This is a genomic window from Aeromonas ichthyocola, assembly GCF_046087985.1.
In the GTDB taxonomy this organism is placed as follows: Bacteria; Pseudomonadota; Gammaproteobacteria; order Enterobacterales; family Aeromonadaceae; genus Aeromonas; species Aeromonas rivipollensis.
Genome location: NZ_JBJSWH010000001.1, coordinates 146,102 through 163,830, shown reverse-complemented (window position 1 = coordinate 163,830; position 17,729 = coordinate 146,102). Strand labels below are relative to the sequence as shown.

The window sequence follows — 17,729 nt, the reverse complement described above, 5'->3', positions numbered from 1 at the left end:
AACTAAAAAGGAATCATGACGTTATGGCTATCCCAACCCTGAACAACTACGCCATGCCCAGCCAGTGGAAGGCCAACAAGGTCAACTGGACCCTGAACCCCAAGCGCGCCGCCCTGCTGATCCACGACATGCAGGAGTACTTCACCGCCTTCTATGGCGAAAACAGCCCGCTGATCGCGGCCCTGACCGAGCGCCTGGTCGCCGTGCGCAAGCAGTGCAAGGCCCTCGGCATTCCGGTTTTCTACACCGCCCAACCCAAGGATCAGGCCCCCGAGGACAGGGCCCTGCTCAACGACATGTGGGGCCCGGGTCTCAACAAGAGTCCCGAGCTGCAACAGGTGGTGGCAGCACTGCGTCCGGAGCGTGACGATATTGTGTTGGTCAAGTGGCGCTACAGCGCCTTCCAGCGCTCCGAACTCGAACAGATGCTCAAAGACCTGGGGCGGGATCAGCTCATCATAGGCGGCATCTACGGCCATATCGGCTGCATGATGACCGCCTGTGACGCCTTCATGCGCGACATCCAGCCCTTCTTCTTGGCGGACGGGGTGGCGGATTTCTCCCTGGCCGACCACCAGATGGCGCTCGACTACGTGGCGACCCGCTGCGGCAAGGTGGTGCTCAGCGAGGAGGTGCTGGCCCTTGCCCCGGCTTCTGCTTCTGCCGCCCAGAGCAATCCGCTCCTGACCAATCCGTTGCTGACATATGAGGGGCTCAAGGCGCGGCTGTTGAGTCATATCGACGAGGAGGAAGGGGAGTTTGACCCGGACGAGAACCTTATCGACTACGGCCTCGACTCGGTGCGTATCATGTCCCTGCTCACCGAGTGGCGCGCCGCCGGGGTGGAGTTGGGCTTCGTGGACTTGGCCAAGCTGCCGACCCTCAATGGCTGGTGGCGCCTCATCGAGGCCAGGCTGGCAGCCCAGGCGCTGGAGGTGACCCCATGAACCGCTTCCCCTTGACCATACCCCAGCAGGGGCTCTGGTCCGGACATCTGCTCAATGACGACAAGGCGATGTTCAACACCGCCGAGTGCATCGCCTTTGACGGCAAGGTCGAGGCGGCCGTGCTGGCTGCGGCCCTTGCCAAGGCGGTGGGGGAGTGCGAGGCGCTCAAGGGCCACTTCGAGCAGGACGGCGAGACGGTCTGCTTCGTCCCGGCCGAGCTGCCCCTGGCCTATGAAGAGGTCTCCCTCGAGCGCGATGACGAGACGTTGGCCCGCACCTGGGCCTGGGCAGATCTGCGCCGTCCGTTCGAGCTGACGAGCCAAGCACCCTGCCGCTTCGCCCTGCTGCGTGGCCCCGGCCGCGATTACCTCTACAGCTGCGTGCACCACATCGCTCTCGACGGCTTTGGCACCACCTTGCTGTTCCAGCGTATCGCCGAGCTTTATGCAGAGGAGCTGGTCGGGGAAATGGACTCCCCATCCCCCTTCGGCTCCTTGGCTGAGGTGCTGGCCGAAGAGGCGAGCCGCGAGCAGAGCGGCAAGAACGCCGCCGCCCGCAGCTTCTGGCAGGAGCAGCTGCAAGGCTGGCCCGAGGTGAAGTCCTTTGGTGACACCCGCGCGCCCATCGCCGCCGAATTTATCCGCGAGAGCCGCCCCCTGCCGGCGGCGCTGTGGCAGGCGCTGACCGGCTTTGCCGACGAGCACAAGCTGGGCTGGCCGGATCTGCTGCTGGCCGGCCTCTCGGCCCAGCTGTCGCTGTCGAGCGGCCAGAGCCAGACCCTGCTCGGCCTGATGATGATGAACCGCATCGGGTCTGCGTCCCTGACCGTGCCCTGCATGCAGATGAACATCACCCCCCTTGCCCTCGATCTTGGTGAAGAACTGGATCTGGCGGGGGCGGCCGGCGCCGTGGCCAAGGCCAAGCGCGGGGTGCGCAAGCATCAGCACTACCGCTACGAGCTGCTGCGCCGCGACCTTGGCCTGGTGGGGGGGGACAAGCGGCTGTTCGGCCCCCTGGTCAACATCATGCCGTTTGATCACGCCCGCCGCTTCGGGCCGCTCAGTGCTCATATCCTCAACATCAGCGCCGGGCCGGTGGAGGATCTCACCATAGAGGTGCAGGTCGGCGCCGATGGCCAGCCCAGACTGGATCTGGACGCCAACCCCGGCTGCTACCAGCAGGGAGATCTGGCGGCCATCGCCGATACCCTGTTTGCCCTGCTGGGACGCTGGCTGGCCGAGCCCGCCCAGACCCTGGGGGCGCTCAAGGCCGACTGGCTGGCGGAGGATCGAGCCAGAGCCCTGATCGCCGGCCCAGCCCATGAAGCTCTCCAGGTGCGCCCCGTACTGGATGCGCTCTGCCACTTCGCCGCCCAGACCCCGGACAAGATTGCCTTGATTCAGAGCACGGAGCAGGGAGAGGCGAGCGTCAGCTACGAGGCGCTACTGGCCAGATCCGAACAGATGGCGGCCGCTTTGCAGACTGCCGGTGTCGCTCCCGGCGACAAGGTGGGGGTCATGCTGGCCCGCACCCCCCAGGCCATCTTCGCCCAGCTGGCGGTGCTGCTGGCGGGCGCCGTCTATGTGCCCCTCGACCCCGAGCAGCCGCTGGAGCGCCAGGGCCATATACTGCGGCTGGGGGAGGTCAAGACCCTGATCACCCAGGCCGAGTATCGTCACAAGCTGGCCAGCCTGTTTGAGGGCCGCACCCTGCTGGCGGGGGACCTGGTGAGCGACGATCGGCTCAATCAGCCTGCCGCCGGCCGCGCCGTCGCCTACCTGATGTTCACCTCGGGCTCGACCGGCCTGCCCAAGGGGGTGGCGGTCAGCCACGGGGCGCTGGATCACTTCGCCGCCGCGGCCCGCTGCCGCTATCACCTGGATGAAGGAGCGCGGATGCTGCAATTCGCCCCCTTCAACTTCGACGCCAGCATAGAGGAGGTGTTCGCTACCTTAAGCGCCGGTGCCACCTTGGTGCTGCGCACCGACGCCCTGCTCGAATCCATGCCCGCCTTTGCGGCCGGGGTGGAGCAGATGGGGATCACCCACCTCGATCTGCCAACCGCATTCTGGAACGAGTGGGTGGTGGCGCTGACGGCGGGTCAGGCCCACATCCCTGCCAATCTGGCCACCGTCATCATAGGTGGCGAGGCGGTCTACCCCGAGCAGCTAGCCCAGTGGCAGCGCCAGGGCCGCTCCGATGTGCGTCTCTTCAACACCTACGGCCCCACCGAAACCACAGTGGTGGTGACCACCCAGGAGCTGCAGCAGGAAGATCCGAACCAGGCCCAGCTGCCCATAGGCCTGCCGCTGCCCGGCATGCAGGCGCTCATTCTGGGGGCGGGGGAGCAACCCGCCATCGAGGGTGAGCTGGTGCTGCTCGGGCCACAGCTGGCCAACGGCTATGTGGGGGGCGTGCAAGGGAGCTTTGGCACCCTGAGGATCGGTGAAGAGGATCTGCCCGTCTATCGCACAGGCGATCGGGTGCGGCTGGCGGCCGGCCGGCTGGTTTATCTGGGCCGGCGCGACAACGAATTCAAGATAAGCGGCTATCGCATTCAGCCCGGTGAGGTGGAGGCCCAGTTGTTGGCCCTGCCGGGGGTGGATGAGGCCTGTGTGCAGGGGGTGAGCATCGGCAGCGTGCGCCGGCTGGTGGCCTTCGTGGCGGGGCCGGAGCGCGACAGTCGGGTCATCAAGGCGCAGCTCGCCAGGGTGCTGCCCGCCGCCATGATCCCCACCGACTATCGCCACTATGACCAGCTGCCTCGCACCGGCTCCAACAAGCTGGATCGCAAAGCCCTGCTGGCCGCCTACCAGGCGGGCGGCGAAGCCTTGACCCTTGGCAGCGAGACTGAGAACAGAGTCGGCGCCATCTGGCAGCAGATCCTGGGGCTGGCCACCATGGCGCCTGCGGACAACTTCTTCGAGCTGGGGGGCCAGTCCCTGCAGACCATACAGATAGTCAACCGGCTCGGCGCCGAGTTCGGGGTGCAGGTCAAGGTCTCCGATGTCTTCGATCACCCCCGTCTGGACGACTTCTGCCGCTTCCTCGACAGCCTGCTTTCCGAGGATGAAGAGAGCGTGGAGATGGTGTGGTGATGAACAAGGAGCAACAAGCAATGGCCTTTGATTTCAGTGGCAAGCGGGTCTGGGTGACCGGGGCCGGGCGCGGCATCGGCCGCGAGGTGGCGACGCAGTTCGTGGCGGCCGGAGCAATCGTGGTGGGACTGGATCTGGCGTTTCCCGAAGCCGACTACCCCTATGCCCCCCGGCTGCTCGATATTGGCGATGCCGCAGCGGTGAACGCCTGCTGCGAGCAACTGCTGGCAGACGGAGGGCTGGATGTGCTGGTCAACGGGGCCGGTGTGCTGCGCCTCGGCCCCACCGAGGCGCTGAGCGATGACGACTGGCACGATTGCATGACGGTCAACGCCAGCGGTGTCTTCTATCTGCTGCGGGCCCTGGTGCCCCACTTCAAGGGACAGAAGCGCGGTGCCATCGTCACCATAGGCTCCAACGCCGCCCATGTGCCGCGCATGCAGATGGCGGCCTATTGCGCCTCCAAGGCGGCGGTCACCAGCCTGACCCAGACGGTGGGGCTGGAGCTGGCACCCTTCGGCGTGCGCGCCAATCTGGTGTCGCCGGGCTCGACGGACACCCCCATGCTGCGCGGCATGCTGCCGAACGAGGAGGCCATGGCCCGCACCATTGCCGGGCTGCCGGAGCTGTTCAAGCTCGGTATCCCCCTGCGAAAGGTAGCTACCCCGGCGGAGATCGCCCATACCGTGCTCTTCCTGGCCTCGGACTTGGCCAGCCATATCACGCTGCAGGATCTGGTCGTCGACGGCGGCGCCACACTAAGTGCCTGATTGCACACCGCCTAGAAGCGCCAGAGGTAATTTATGAACAATATGATTTTGCTGTTGAAACAGCTGGAACGGCAGGGGGTGAAGCTGGCTCTGAACGACAAGGGCCAGCTCATCTCCCAGTCGAGCAAGGAGGCGGTGACGCCGGCCATCGGCGCCACCATCAAGGCGCACAAGGATGAGCTGGTGCGCTGCCTGGCGGCCCGCGTCGCCTTCGAGGCACCTATCGAGGTGCAAGGGGCATTGAGCGGCCCGCTCTCCTCCTCCCAGAGCGGACTCTGGTTTATCGAGCAGTACGAGGAGGCCTCCCACCTCTACAATATGCCGGTCTACTTTCGGGTGAGCGGCGAGCTGGACACGGCGGCGCTGGAGTTTGCCTTCGACCATCTGTTTGCCCGCCACCCCAGCATGCGTACCCGTTTCATCAAGGACGAGGCGGGCAGGGGGGCGCAGGAGATCCTGCCCCACACGCCCTTCAAGCTGCAGATCGAGGACGTGAGCGCAGAACCCATTGCCGAGCGCGAGGCCTATGTGGCCAGGCGGGTACGCGAAGAGATTGGGCGCCCCTTCTCCCTGACCCAAGGGGACTTGAGCCGGGTGCACCTCATTCGCCTCGGCAGCCGCGAGCACGTGCTGCTGATCACCCAGCACCACATCATCTCCGACGGCTGGTCGGTCAAGAACATGTTCGCGGATCTCAAACGCGCCTTTCTTGCCCATCAGAACCGCGAACCCCTGCAGGTGAGCGAGCTGCCGCTCACCTACATCGACTATGCCCGCTGGTTCAACTCGCCGCGTTTTCTGGATTATCACGCCGAATTCAAGCCGTTCTGGGTCGACAGGCTCGGTGGCAGCCCCGAAGTGCACGGTCTGCCGCTGGACAAGCCCCGCCCGGCCCATCAGGCCAGCGGCGGCGAGCTGGTCTTCTCCACCATAGACAACGCGCTATGGGAGAGCTTCAAGCGCCTGTGCCAGCGCCACAGCACCTCCAATTTCATCGGCCTGCACGCCCTCTTTGCCCTGCTGATGGTGCGCCAGAGCGGCGAGAAGGAGGTCGTCATAGGCACGCCGCTGGCGTACCGCGAGCGCCACGAAATCGAGTCCCTGGTGGGCTTCTTCGTCAATACCCTGGTGCTGCGCACCCGGCTGGAGGGGCGCCCCAGCTTTGTCGACTATCTGCAGCAGTGCCGGGAGGAGGATCTGGCGGCCTTCGATCACCAGCTCTACCGCTTCGAGGCGCTGGCCGAGGCCATTGGCGCCGATCGCACCACCGCCATCAACCCCATCTTCCAGATCATGCTGGTCTATCAGGCCAAGGTGGATTTCAACGATCTCATCCCCGGCTGCCAGCTGGTGGAGGAGACCTCCCCCGTGTTGCCCGCCAAGACCGACATCTCGGTCAAGGTGACCGAGCTGATGGACTCGGTGCGGGTGGACTGGCTATTCGCCACCGCCCTGTTCGAGCGGGAAACAATCCAGGCTTATGCCGATCGCCTGCTGCACCTGATGCGCGCCGTGGTAGCGGCCCCCGAGACCGAGATCTGGCAACTGCCGCTGGAGGCGGGCACAGACCGGGCCGCGCTGGCCGCCGAGCTTGCCGAGCTGCCGCGGGATTACCCCAGCCGCGACACCCTGCTCTGCCATATCGAGCGGCGCGCTATTCAGTTGCCGGACGCGCTGGCGGTCAGCGACGGCGCGCAATCGTTGACCTATGGCGAGCTGGAGGTGCGTGCCAACCGGCTGGCCCACTGGCTGCTGGCCCGAGGCGTAACGCCGGGGAGCGCCATCGGCATCCAGGCCAAACGGGATGTGGCCTTCGTGGTCGCCCTGCTCGCCTGCTGGAAGGCGGGGGCGGCCTGTGTGCCGCTGGATCCTGCCTATCCCGCCGAGCGGCTGGCTCATATCCTGAGCGACGCCAGCATTGCGCTGGTGCTGGGGGGAGAGCCGGATGCGCGGCTTGGTGAGGCGTTGGCGGGCACGACTGCCGCGTATCACGATCTGCACCAGCTTGCGCTGGACAAGATGCCAACCAGCACGCCGGCACTGCCTCGGGACGCCGCCATGCTGGCCCAGATCATCTACACCTCCGGCAGCACCGGCCTGCCCAAGGGGGTCATGGTGGAGCAGGGCAGCCTGGTCAACCTGATGGGGGATCACAGGGCGCGCATCGAGCTCGATCAGAACGGCGCCATGTTCAACTGCATGTCTCTGTCGTTCGATGCGGGCAATATGACCAGCTTGCTGCCGCTCTACTGCGGCGCGGCCCTGCACTTTGGCGAGCCGGGCGAGGGGGCCATCATGGCCGCGATCAACTGTGGCGCCAGCCACATGATACTGCCGACCGCCTTGCTCGCGAACCTGCTGCCGCCGGCGGATCTCGGTTCCCTCAAGGCCATAGGTTTTGGCGGTGAAGCCTGCCCGAGCAGCCTGGTGGAACGCTGGGGGGAGCGGGTTGCGCTTTACAACATGTACGGCCCGACCGAGTGCACAGTCACGGCGCTCTGCGCGCGGCTCGTGCCGGGTCAGCCCATCACCATAGGCCAGCCCATCAACAATTTAAAAGCGCTGATCCTGGACGAAGGGGGCAACCTCTGCCCGGTGGGGGTGCCGGGCGAGCTCAGCCTGAGTGGTCTGGGTCTTGCTCGTGGCTACCTCAATCTACCGGAGCGAACCCAAGAGGCTTTTATCGAGCTGGCTCTCGACGGTCGTACCCATCGCCTCTACCGCACCGGCGATCGGGCGCTCAGGCGCCGCGACGGCAACATCCAATATCTGGGCCGGATTGACGAGCAGATCAAGCTGCGGGGCTATCGCATCGAGCCGGGGGAAATAGAGACCCGGCTTGCCGAATTGTGCCCGGCTATTCGCCAGATCAAGGTGGTGGTGCAGGAGGGGCGCCTGCTCGCTTACGCCTGTTTGCAGGCCGGGGCGAGCGAGCCCGACGGCGATGCCCTGCTGCAGCGGGCCGGCGAGTGTCTGCCCGAATACATGGTGCCGGCGCGCCTCTGCTGGCTGCCCGAGATGCCGCTCACCCCCAACGGCAAGCTGGACTTGCGCCGCCTGCCCGCCATCGTCTGGCAGCAGAGCAAGGGCGAGCCGCAAAACGAACTGGAGCAGACAGTGCTTGCCATCTGGCAAGGGGTGCTCAAGCAACCGCTCGGGGTGGAGGATGACTTCTTCCGCTTAGGCGGTGACTCCATCCTCAGCATCCAGCTCACCACCAGGCTGCGGGATGCGGGACTGCACTGCAGCGTCAAGGACGTGTTCGAGGCCAAGACGGTGCGCCGCCTCTGCCGCCAGCTCGGCCAGCAGCAGGCCGTCAGCCACAGAAGCGAGCAGGGCAGCCTGACCGGTGAGTTCCCGCTCCACCCCATTCAGCACTGGTTCTTCGAGCAGGGCTTCGCCAGGCCCGGCCACTGGAACCAGGGGGTAATACTGCGCCTGCCCGCCGGGGTGGACGATGCTGCCCTGCGCGGCTGGCTGGATGCCTTGCGCCAGCACCACGATGCGCTGCGTCTGGCGGTGACCCCGACCGGCCAGCGCTATCTGGCCGAGCTGCCATTGCCGCCGTTGCCGACCCTGGATGCAGGGGTACTCGGCGGGGCTGAACTACAGACTCGCCTGACCGAGCTGCAGGGGGATCTCGATCCCGCCAGTGGCCACACCCTGGCCTGGGCCCGCCTGCGTAATCTCTCTCTCGAGGGCGAGCGGGAGGGTGAGCGTGAGACGGTGGAGGGGCTCTTCCTCGCCTTCCATCACCTGGTGATCGATGCCGTCTCCTGGCGCATTCTGGCCGAGGATCTCGCCCGGGTGAGCAGGGGCGAGCCCCTGCCCGCCAAGGGCAGCAGCTATCGCCAGTGGGGCGAGGGGCTCGCGGCCTACGCCAGACGGGAAGAGAAGCAGCTTGGCTTCTGGCTGGCCCAGGGGGAGGGCAGCCAGCGAGGCCTGCTGGAGGCCGAACGCGCCGAAAATGGCCGCGCCGCCGCCAGCCTGCTGCAATTGGACAAGGAGACCACGGCCCGCTTGATCGACCCGGCCAATCAGGCCTTCTTCACCCGGGTACCCGACTTGTTGCTGGCCGCCCTGACTCGCACCCTGAGCGAGCTGGGTTATGGCACACGTCACTGCGTGATGCTGGAAGGGCACGGCCGCGAGGCAATCGATGCTGAACTCGATGTGAGCCGCACCCTGGGCTGGTTCACCAGCACCTATCCGCTGGCGCTGGCCGATGAGCCAGAGTGGGATGCGCTGGTGTGCGCCACCAAGGAGCGGCTGCGGGCCGTGCCGGACAAGGGGGTGGGTTTCAACGCACTGCGTCTGCACCATCCCCGTGGCTGGGAACTGCCAGAGGCACTCATCGTCTTCAACTATCTGGGAGTCAGCCATCAGGGTGAGGCTGCTCAGCCCTGGCAGCCCCTGCCGATGGCGCCGGGGGCGCCCTCCTCACCGGACAACCTGCCGCGAGAGCTTGTCAGCCTGCACGGGGGCGTCTATGACGGCTGCCTCACCCTGCGCCAGGTCGGCGCTCTCAATCAGCTGGCGAGCGACGCCCTGATGGCGCGGCTAGGGGCCAATATCGAGGCCCTGGTGGTGCACTGCTGCGCCCAGAAGGCCCCGCGCCACACCCCGAGCGACTTCCCGGGGCTTGGACTCTCGCAAGCCGCGCTGGATCGGGTGCTGAGCGGGCGCGAGGTGGAGACACTGCTGCCCATGACGTCCTTGCAGCAGAGCATGTTCCATCACAGGGCGCTGGCGCCTCGTGACACGGCTTACCACCTGCAGACAGAGATAGACTACCACCAGCCGCTGGACATGACGGTCTATCGTCAGGCCTGGCAGGCACAGATCGCCCGCTGGCCGGCCCTGCGCAGTGAACTGGTGCTGGCGGACGGGATTGCGTTGCAGCGCATCCTGCAACGGGCCGAGCTGCCGTTCCACTATCAGGATCTGGTGGGGGATGAGCAGGCCGAGGCCCATATCGCGGCCTATCGCCAACGGGATCTGGCCCGGCCCATAGCGCTGGATGCGGCCCCCTTGCTGCGGGTCGCCTGCTTCAAACTGGCCCCCGATCACCACAAGGTGATCTTCAGCGCCCATCACTGCGTGCTGGATGGCTGGAGCGGCCCTGTGTTGCTGGGCAGCCTGCACAGTCACTATCAGCAACTGATGAAGGGCCAGCAGCCCCAGGCAGAGCCGGATACCGCCTGGCTCGAATTCGGCCGCCATATGGCGAGCCAGGCCAGCGCAGCTGAGGCCTACTGGCAGGGGCGTGGCGCGCTGCTGGCCAGACCCAATGATCTCTCCCGCCTGTTCGGGATGACGCTGGATCCCCACCTGCCCCAGCGCTATACGCAACATAAGCCTGCGGTGTGCGGCCAGCCCCTGGCACCGCACATGTCGGCTCGACTGGAAGCCCGCGCCCGCGAGTTGGGGGTGACCCCGGGGCTGCTGGCCCAATACGCCTGGCATCGCCTGCTGGCCCGCCGCTGTGGCGATGCCGTCACCCTGGTGGGCAACGTGACGCCGGGCCGGGACTATCCCATCGAGGGGATCACCGCGAGCGTCGGCCTCTATATCAACAGCCTGCCTCTGGCCCTGGAGTGGCGCAACGAGTTAAGCCTGGCCGAGCATATAGCCAGGCTGCAGTCGGATTTGATGGCGCTCAATGAGCACGGCATCCAGTCGCTCTCGGCGCTGACGAAAGGCAGGGCGCGCCTGTTCCAGAGCCTGTTCGTGTTCGAGAACTACCCCATGCCGGCGGCCCCTGCCGCCCCCGAGCCCCATCAGCTGGTGCCCCGCTTTGGCGCCGTGGTGGAGAAGGTGGAGCTGCCGCTCTCCCTGGTGGTAAACGCCCGCGGCGGCCGGCTCAACCTGCGCCTCGAGTTCGACGGGGATCTGATCCCCATGGCGCGGGCCGAGGCCGTGCTGGCCGCCTGGATAAGTGAGCTGGAATGGCTGGCGCAGGCGGACCTGAGCCAACCCGCCAAACCGGCGGCGGCCGTGCTATCCCCAGCGCAAGGGGCAGCCACACCATCGGCAGTCACACAGGTGGCCGCTTACAGGGCTGAGTCCGGGCTGGTTCAGCCACCGGCCGAGGCCCGCGTTCTGGTGGCCCTGTGGGAGCGCCATTGCGGCGTGCCCGGTGTCTGGCAGCAGAGCCTGCAGGATCTGGGGGTGGACTCGGTGCAGCAGCTCGCCCTGCTGGCGGCCCTCAATGAAGCCTTTGCCGATGGGCGGGGCCCCCTCAGCCTGGGGGATCTCAAGACATACGGCTCCCCCTGCCGGCTGTTCAACCATTGGCTGGTGCGCCAGCCCGAGGAGGTGCTATGACGATGGCGATAGGCTCAGGCAAGGGGGTCGGGGCAAGGGAGCACTCCCTCGGCTCTCGGCTGGCGGCTTGCCTCGCCGCCACCCCGCTGGCCCCCGCCATCCGCCTGGGCGGGGTCGGTATGAATGAGCTTGACAGGAGTGAGTCCGAGACAGCAGAGCCCTGGCTCAGCTACGGGGAGCTCAATGGGCGGGTCGAGCAAGTCGCCGCCCGCCTGCAAGGGCTGGCGGTGGGGGAGCGGGTCGGCCTCTATCTGGCGCGCAGCCCGGATCTGGTGGCCAGCCTGCTCGCCTGCCTGCGCCTCGGCCTCACCTTGGTGCCGCTCGAGCCTGATTTCCCGGTGGAGCGGCTGCAGGGGATCGCCCGTCAGGCGCGCCTGTCGGCGGTGATCTGCGATGACGAGGTGGGGGCCCCGGATTTCGGTTGTCCCCTGCGCTCCCTCAAGGGGCCCGCCCCTGGCGGGACTCCCTCCTGGCCCAGGGTGGACGACGCACTGGCGGCCTACATGATGTTCACCTCGGGATCCACCGGCGAGCCCAAGGGGGTAGTCATCAGCCGCCGGGCTTTGCTCTGCTTCCTCGACGGGATCCGCGAGCGGCTCGGGTTATCACCTAACTGCCACTGGCTCTTTATCACCACACCGGCCTTCGACATCTCCTTGCTGGAGATGCTGGGGCCGCTCTGGGGCGGTGGCCGGCTGACGGTGGCGGGCGGCGAGCACAACAAGGATCCCCTGGGGATGCTGGCCCTGCTGGCGACAGACCCCTCCATCAACGTCCTGCAGGCCACCCCGGCTTGCTGGCGCATGCTGCTCAAAGCCGGCTGGCAGGGACGCGAGCAGCTCACCGCCTTGTGCGGCGGCGAGGCGCTGGACTCAGGATTGGCCGAGCAGCTCTGCGCTCGCACCCAGCGACTGTGGAACTGCTACGGGCCCACCGAGGCCACCGTCTGGTCCCTGGTGAGCGAGGTGTGCTGGCCACCGTTTGATGGGCAGATCACCATCAACCACAGCCTGCCCGGCTACCGCCACTGGGTGCTGGACGAGGCGGGGCAGCCGGTGGCAGAGGGGGAGTGCGGCGAGCTTTGCATCGAGAGCCCGGCCCTGTGCGAGGGTTACTGGCGCAAGCCTGCTCTGACGGCGGCCGCCTTCCTGCGCCTGGAGAGCCACCGCCTCTACCGAACCGGGGATAGGGTGCGACGGCTGGGGGCGGACAGCTTCCTCTATCTCGGGCGGCGAGACGATCAGGTAAAGCTGCGGGGCTTTCGCATCGAGCTGGGGGAGGTGGAGGCTGGCCTTCGCCGTCAACCTGGGGTGCAGGAGGCGGCGGTGCGCCTGGTGGGCGAGGGGGACGAGGCCATGCTGGTGGGCTACGTGGAGGCGAAAAGCGGGGTGATCCTCAACCGGCTGGCCCTGCGCAAGGGGCTGCAGGCCAGCCTGCCGCACTACATGGTGCCGGCGCGGCTCATGCTGCTGGATGCCCTGCCCAAGACCGGCAGCGGAAAATTGGACAGAAAGGCGCTGCCCTTGCCGGAGTAGCATTGTCCGAAAGCGTAGAGAAACAAAGAAGCCCGCATGATGCGGGCTTCTTTTTGGCAGTCAATCGAGGGTGGGATCAGTGAGGGATGGGGGTCGCGTCCGGCTTGGAGAGCAGCCCCTCGACATCCTCAATGACCCTAAGGGCCGCCTGGGGGCCGCCGGTGGAGGTCCAGAGCGACCCGTCCACGGCGCCGAAGCGCTTGCCCTTGATGGCGCCGAGCTGCTGGAAGGCCGGGGTCTGCTCGGCCTGCTTCATGGCATCCACCGCATCGCCGCTGGCGCTCAGGGTGCCGACCACCAGCCAGTCACCGTCCAGCAGGTTGAGGGATTCGAGGCTGAGGGCCGGGGAGTGGGGGCTCTTGTCGCCTATCTGGTGGGCAGGGCGAGCCAGCCCCATCTCGGTGACCACGCTGCTGGCGAAGGTGCCGCCGTGCATGTAGCTAGGCCCCTTGGGGTTCCAGCGCACTATGCTCACCTGCTCCCCCTGGTGCTTGGCGAGCTTGCTGCGGGCCTGTGCCAGGCGGGCGTCATACCGGGCGAGGAAGGCCTTGGCCTCGGCCTCCTTGTTCATCACCTGGGCGCTGCGGTTGAACACGGTTTTCCAGGGCTCGCCCCAGTTGCCGGTGACCACTGTGGGGGCTATCTCCTGCAGCAGAGCCAGGAGCTCTGGCTTGGTCTGGCCGGTGAGGATGAGGTCGGGCTCCAGATCGATGAGTTTCTCCAGATTGGGGTTGTCGAGATCCCCGACCACCTGGATCGCCTTGCCCGCCTTGTCCAGCAGATAGCGGGGCAGGGTGCCCTGGCCGCGGCCGTTGACTGTGCCGACTGGTTGCACCCCCAGGGTCAGGGCGCTGTCGAGATCGAGCTCGCTCAGCACCACGACGCGCTGGGGATCATCGGGGACAGTGTGGGACTGGCCGTTGGCATCGAGCACCTGGCGGGTGCCGGCCTGGGCCTGAAAGCCGACCAGACTGGCCAGCATGAGCGCGGCGGCCAGGGGGGAGGAGATCTTCATGGTTACATCCTTAATGGGTGAAATCGGCGGCACTCTTGGCCCATGCCGGGCGGCCCCTGTTGGTCGTGCCTGCCAGTCAGCCTAAAACCGGGGTCCAAATGGGCGGGGACATGCTACCACAGAAGCGTAAGTGAGAAACATTGTCATTTGTATTTGTGGTGCTGGCCCTGGCGGTTTTGTTACCATAAGGCTCCATTGCGAGGAGCCCAGATGCCCCCCTTATCCCCTCTCACCCCCTTCCTTTTGCAACGGGATCGCCTGCTGCTGCCGGGCTCCCCAGATCTCCTGTTGCACCGCATCTGCTTCGATGCCGCCGCCTTTACCCCCGCCTGCTTCGAGGCCCAGGGCATGGCGTTGCCCGCCAGTCTGCAAGGGGCAGCCCCCAAGCGGCTGGGGGAGTTTCTGGCGGGGCGCCTCGCGGCCCGCGAGGCCCTGCGCCCCTTCGGCCTGGCGGGGAGTACAGTGGCCATAGGGCGCGCCCGCGAGCCGCTCTGGCCTGCGGGGATGGAGGGGAGCATCAGCCACAGCCAGCTGGCGGGACAGGGGGTGGCGCTCTGCGGGGTGCGCCCCACCCAGGGGGGGATGGGGCTGGATCTGGAGGCCTGGCTGGGGGATGAGCAGGGGCGCCAGCTCTGGCCCGGCATAGTCGATGAGGATGAGTGGGGGCGGCTGGAGGCCGGGGTCGGCGCGGTAGGGCTCGACAGAGCCCGGGGGCTGACCTTGGTGTTTTCCGCCAAGGAGAGCCTGTTCAAGGCGCTCTATCCCAGGGTGGGGCGCTATTTTGACTTTCTCGATGCCCGCTGGCTGGGGATGATGGATCAGACCCTCACCCTGGAGCTTAAGGCCCCCCTGACGCCGACCCTGCCCGCCGGCTGGCGCTGCACCCTGCACTGGCAGCGGTTGCCGGGGGGCGTGCTCACCACCTTGCTGCTGTGAGCGGCGCCCGGGCTCTCTTGCCCCGTCACTGCCCAGACAGAGAAACCGCCATCAGGCGGTTTCTTGCTATCTCTCTCAGGCCGACTGCTTGCCCCGCGCTGTATCCTGGCGCTCTTCACTGCGCCGGCGCGGCACTATGACGGGGGCGCCATCGCCGGGGGCGTGAAGTATGTCCACATCGGTCTGGTAGAGACGATCGATCAGGGACTTGGTCACCACCTCACGGGCCGGGCCCATGGCCTGGATGCCGCCGTCCCCCAGGGCAATCAGCTCGTCGCAGTAGCGGGCGGCGGTGGCGAGATCATGGATCACGATGAGCACCGTCTTGCCCTCGGAGGCGACCCTGTGGATGGCCTCCATCACCTCGGTCTGGTGGCCTATGTCCAGGGCGCTGGTGGGCTCGTCCAGCAAGATGAGATCCGCATCCTGGGCCAGCACCATGGCGAGCCAGACCCGCTGGGCCTGTCCGCCGGACAGCGAATTGGCGCTCTGCTGCCAGATGGCATCGAGCTGCATCCGCTCCCGGGCCCAGTCCACCATGCGGGCGTCCTCCTCGCTCCACTGGGTGAACCAGCCCTGATGGGGATGGCGGCCATACTGCACCAGCTGCTCGACCCGGATGCCAGGCGGCACCAGCGGCCGCTGGGGCAGGTAGGCCAGTTCCCGGGCCAGGGCCTTCATGCCATAGCTACCCAGGGGCTTGCCCTTGAGCAGTATCTCCCCGGACTGGGGCTGCTCCTGGCCTGCCAGGAGTTTGAGCAGGGTGGACTTGCCGCCCCCGTTGGGGCCGACTATGCCCACCAGCTTGCCCTGGGGGATGGAGAGGGAGATCTCCTTGAAGATGGCCTTGTGCTGGTAGCCGAAATGGAGTCGATTCACGGTGAGCGTCATCAGGCGGCCCTCGGTCTGTCTTGGAAATGGATGAATGGCATGGTCAGTCCGCCCGTTGTCTGTCTTTGATCAGGATGAAGAGCAGCAGCAGGCCGCCGAGAATGCGGGTCATGATGCCGGTGGCCACCTCGTGGGGGCTGGCCAGCACCCGCACCAGGGTGTCGCTGGCGAGCAGCATCAGGGCGCCGCACAGGGCCGCTATCCAGAGTGGCACTATGCGATCCCGGGAGAGCCAGGAGGCGAGTATGGGGGCGGCCATGGCGATGAAGACCACGGGGCCGCCGATGGCGGTGCCAAGGGCCGCGACTATGATGGCCTGGGCCAGCACCCCGAGCTGCACCCGGTTGACGTTCACCCCCAGGGTTCTGGCGGTGACGGATCCTAGGCGCAGCACGCCGAGGGCGCGGGAGAGATAGACGACCCAGGGGCAGATGAGCAGGATCAGTATCCCCACAGGCACCACAGTGCCGTAGCCCTGGCCGACGAAGTTGCCCATGTTCCAGAGATAGAGGCTGGTGAGGTGCACCAGGGACTGGGTGGACATGGCGAACTGGCCGATGGCGTTCATCAGCTCGGAGACGCCTATGCCGATCACCACGAACAGGTAGCCCTGCTCACCCGGCTTGTTGCACAGGGCATAGAGCACGGCGGCGGCAAACAGGGCGCCGAAGGGCGCGGCCCACCAGGGCCAGCTGCCCAGGGTCAGGTAGAGGGAGAAGATGATGATGGCAAGCGACGCCCCCTCGTTGACCCCTATCATGTCCGGGGTGGCGAGGCGGTTGCGGACCAGGGTCTGTACCAGGCAGCCGGAGAGACCCATGGCGGCGCCGGCCACCAGCACGGCGACGATGCGCGGCAGCCGGATCTTGAACACCGTCACCTGGTCGAGCCGGCTCCCCTCCCCAAGCAGTGTCTGGACGACCCCCATCATGGTGATCTTGCCGGAGCCCAGGGTCAGGGCCAACAGGGAGAGCAGGGTGAGGGCGAGCACTAGCCCGAGGGTGATTAGCCAGGCGCGGAGCTCCAGCAGCAGGGTGCGGCGGCCGAGGCGCAGGCAGAGGGTGCCGGTGGGGAGTGAGGTCTCGGGCAGGGTGCCCGTCAGGGTGTCATTCATGGGGTTGTTCATGGGAGGGCACCTTATTTGACGGCCAGCAGGGAGCGGAAGCCGCCGCTGCGCACCACCAGGATGAGCACGGGGGCGCCGATCAGCGCCAGGATGACGCCGTTGGGCAGTTCGAACGGCTGCAGCAGCCAGCGCGCCAGTATGTCGGCGCCGAGCAGGAACAGCACCCCGAACAGGGCGGAGAAGCGCACCTGGATGGCCAGGCGCACCGGCTCCACCAGACGGGCGCAGTAGGCGGCCAGGAAGCCGACGAAGCCGATGGGACCTGCGATGGCGATGGCGCAGGCGGTGAACAGGGTGGCGGCCAGCAGCACGCCGATGCGCACCCGGGTCGGCCGTATGCCGAGCGCCTGGGCCTGGTTGTCCCCCATCTGCATCAGGGTGAGCTGGCGGCAGAGCGCCAGGGTCAGCAGCAGGGCGGCCAGCGCGAAGGGGATCACCGTCAGCACGGACTCCAGGCTGGAGGCGGCGAGCGACCCTAAGTTCCAGAAGCGGAACTGCTCCAGCACCACCCGGTTGGAGAGCAACAGGAAGTTGGAGAGGCCGCCGAAGGTGGCGGAGAGGGCGACCCCCACCAGGATGAGTTTGAGGGGGTTGGAGCGCCCCACCATGAGGCCGAGACCCAGCACGATTAGGTTGCCGAGCAGGGCCCCCATGCCGGACCAGAGCAGATAGCCGTAGGCGGATTCGACACCAAAATAGGTCAGCCCGATGACCAGGGCGAAGACGGCGCCGGCGTTGACCCCGAGCAGGCCGGGTTCGGCCAGGGGGTTGCGGGTGGCGCTTTGCAGCATGGAGGCGGCGAGTGCGAGACAGACCCCCACCACCAGGGCCGCCAGGGTGCGGGGCAATCGCAGGGTATTGACTATCATGGCGAGTTTTTCATCGGCCACCAGGGCGGGATCGCCCAGCAGGAAACCGGCGACCTCGCGGCCACCATAGACACCGGCGCCTGTGGCCAGTGACAGAGAAATCAGCAATATGAGGAGCAGCACTCCGAGCCAGAACAGCTGAGCTTGGTATCTGAGCACGCAACAACTCCTTTGATAGGGGGCAGTAGAAACGCAAAAAGGGAGCCCCGATCTCG

At 66.6% G+C, this 17,729-nt stretch carries 10 protein-coding genes; 6 read left to right on the top strand and 4 right to left on the bottom strand.

The features are described from left to right. Positions 1-23: 23 nt before the first annotated feature. The 5 genes from amoB to ACF2JD_RS00705 are packed head-to-tail and all read left to right on the top strand — an operon-like array spanning position 24 to position 12,677. Positions 24-947 (top strand): amonabactin biosynthesis bifunctional protein AmoB, encoded by a 924-nt coding sequence (amoB, locus tag ACF2JD_RS00725; RefSeq protein WP_440986547.1) that lies wholly within the window; start codon positions 24-26, stop codon positions 945-947. Then, positions 944-4,045 carry an amonabactin biosynthesis non-ribosomal peptide synthetase AmoF gene (gene amoF, locus ACF2JD_RS00720; RefSeq protein ID WP_440986546.1) on the top strand — a complete coding sequence of 1,034 codons (3,102 nt, stop codon included), beginning with the start codon at positions 944-946 and terminating at the stop codon, positions 4,043-4,045. The genes amoB and amoF overlap by 4 nt, the downstream gene beginning before the upstream one ends. 20 nt (positions 4,046-4,065) lie before the next feature. Next, positions 4,066-4,815: an amonabactin biosynthesis protein AmoA gene (gene amoA, locus ACF2JD_RS00715; protein ID WP_440986545.1), complete on the top strand. Its 750-nt coding sequence runs from the start codon at positions 4,066-4,068 to the stop codon at positions 4,813-4,815. 33 nt (positions 4,816-4,848) lie between these two features. Next, positions 4,849-11,142 (top strand): amonabactin biosynthesis non-ribosomal peptide synthetase AmoG, encoded by a 6,294-nt coding sequence (amoG, locus tag ACF2JD_RS00710; RefSeq protein ID WP_440986544.1) that lies wholly within the window; start codon positions 4,849-4,851, stop codon positions 11,140-11,142. Further along, the gene (locus ACF2JD_RS00705) at positions 11,139-12,677 is read left to right on the top strand and encodes an amino acid adenylation domain-containing protein (RefSeq protein WP_440986543.1); all 1,539 of its coding nucleotides are present in this window, start codon (positions 11,139-11,141) and stop codon (positions 12,675-12,677) included. Before amoG ends, ACF2JD_RS00705 begins: the two co-directional genes overlap by 4 nt. A 76-nt stretch (positions 12,678-12,753) precedes the next feature. Here ACF2JD_RS00705 and ACF2JD_RS00700 read toward each other — a convergent pair whose 3' ends face one another. Continuing rightward, on the bottom strand, positions 12,754-13,692 hold the full coding sequence (locus tag ACF2JD_RS00700) for an ABC transporter substrate-binding protein (protein ID WP_440986542.1): 939 nt from the start codon (positions 13,690-13,692) through the stop codon (positions 12,754-12,756). 210 nt (positions 13,693-13,902) lie between these two features. Between ACF2JD_RS00700 and ACF2JD_RS00695 the strand changes: the two genes are divergently transcribed. Then, complete coding sequence (locus ACF2JD_RS00695; RefSeq protein ID WP_440986541.1) at positions 13,903-14,628, top strand: 4'-phosphopantetheinyl transferase superfamily protein; 726 nt, start codon at positions 13,903-13,905, stop codon at positions 14,626-14,628. Positions 14,629-14,703: 75 nt separating this feature from the next. Here ACF2JD_RS00695 and ACF2JD_RS00690 read toward each other — a convergent pair whose 3' ends face one another. From ACF2JD_RS00690 to ACF2JD_RS00680, 3 genes are read right to left on the bottom strand one after another with little or no spacing between them, the layout of a single operon-like run. Then, on the bottom strand, positions 14,704-15,519 hold the full coding sequence (locus tag ACF2JD_RS00690; RefSeq protein ID WP_234568155.1) for an amonabactin ABC transporter ATP-binding protein: 816 nt from the start codon (positions 15,517-15,519) through the stop codon (positions 14,704-14,706). A 43-nt stretch (positions 15,520-15,562) separates the two neighbouring features. Next, complete coding sequence (locus ACF2JD_RS00685) at positions 15,563-16,645, bottom strand: amonabactin ABC transporter permease subunit 1 (RefSeq protein WP_234568152.1); 1,083 nt, start codon at positions 16,643-16,645, stop codon at positions 15,563-15,565. Between the two features lie 11 nt (positions 16,646-16,656). Continuing rightward, complete coding sequence (locus ACF2JD_RS00680; RefSeq protein WP_163137028.1) at positions 16,657-17,673, bottom strand: amonabactin ABC transporter permease subunit 2; 1,017 nt, start codon at positions 17,671-17,673, stop codon at positions 16,657-16,659. Between the last annotated feature and the right edge of the window lie 56 nt (positions 17,674-17,729).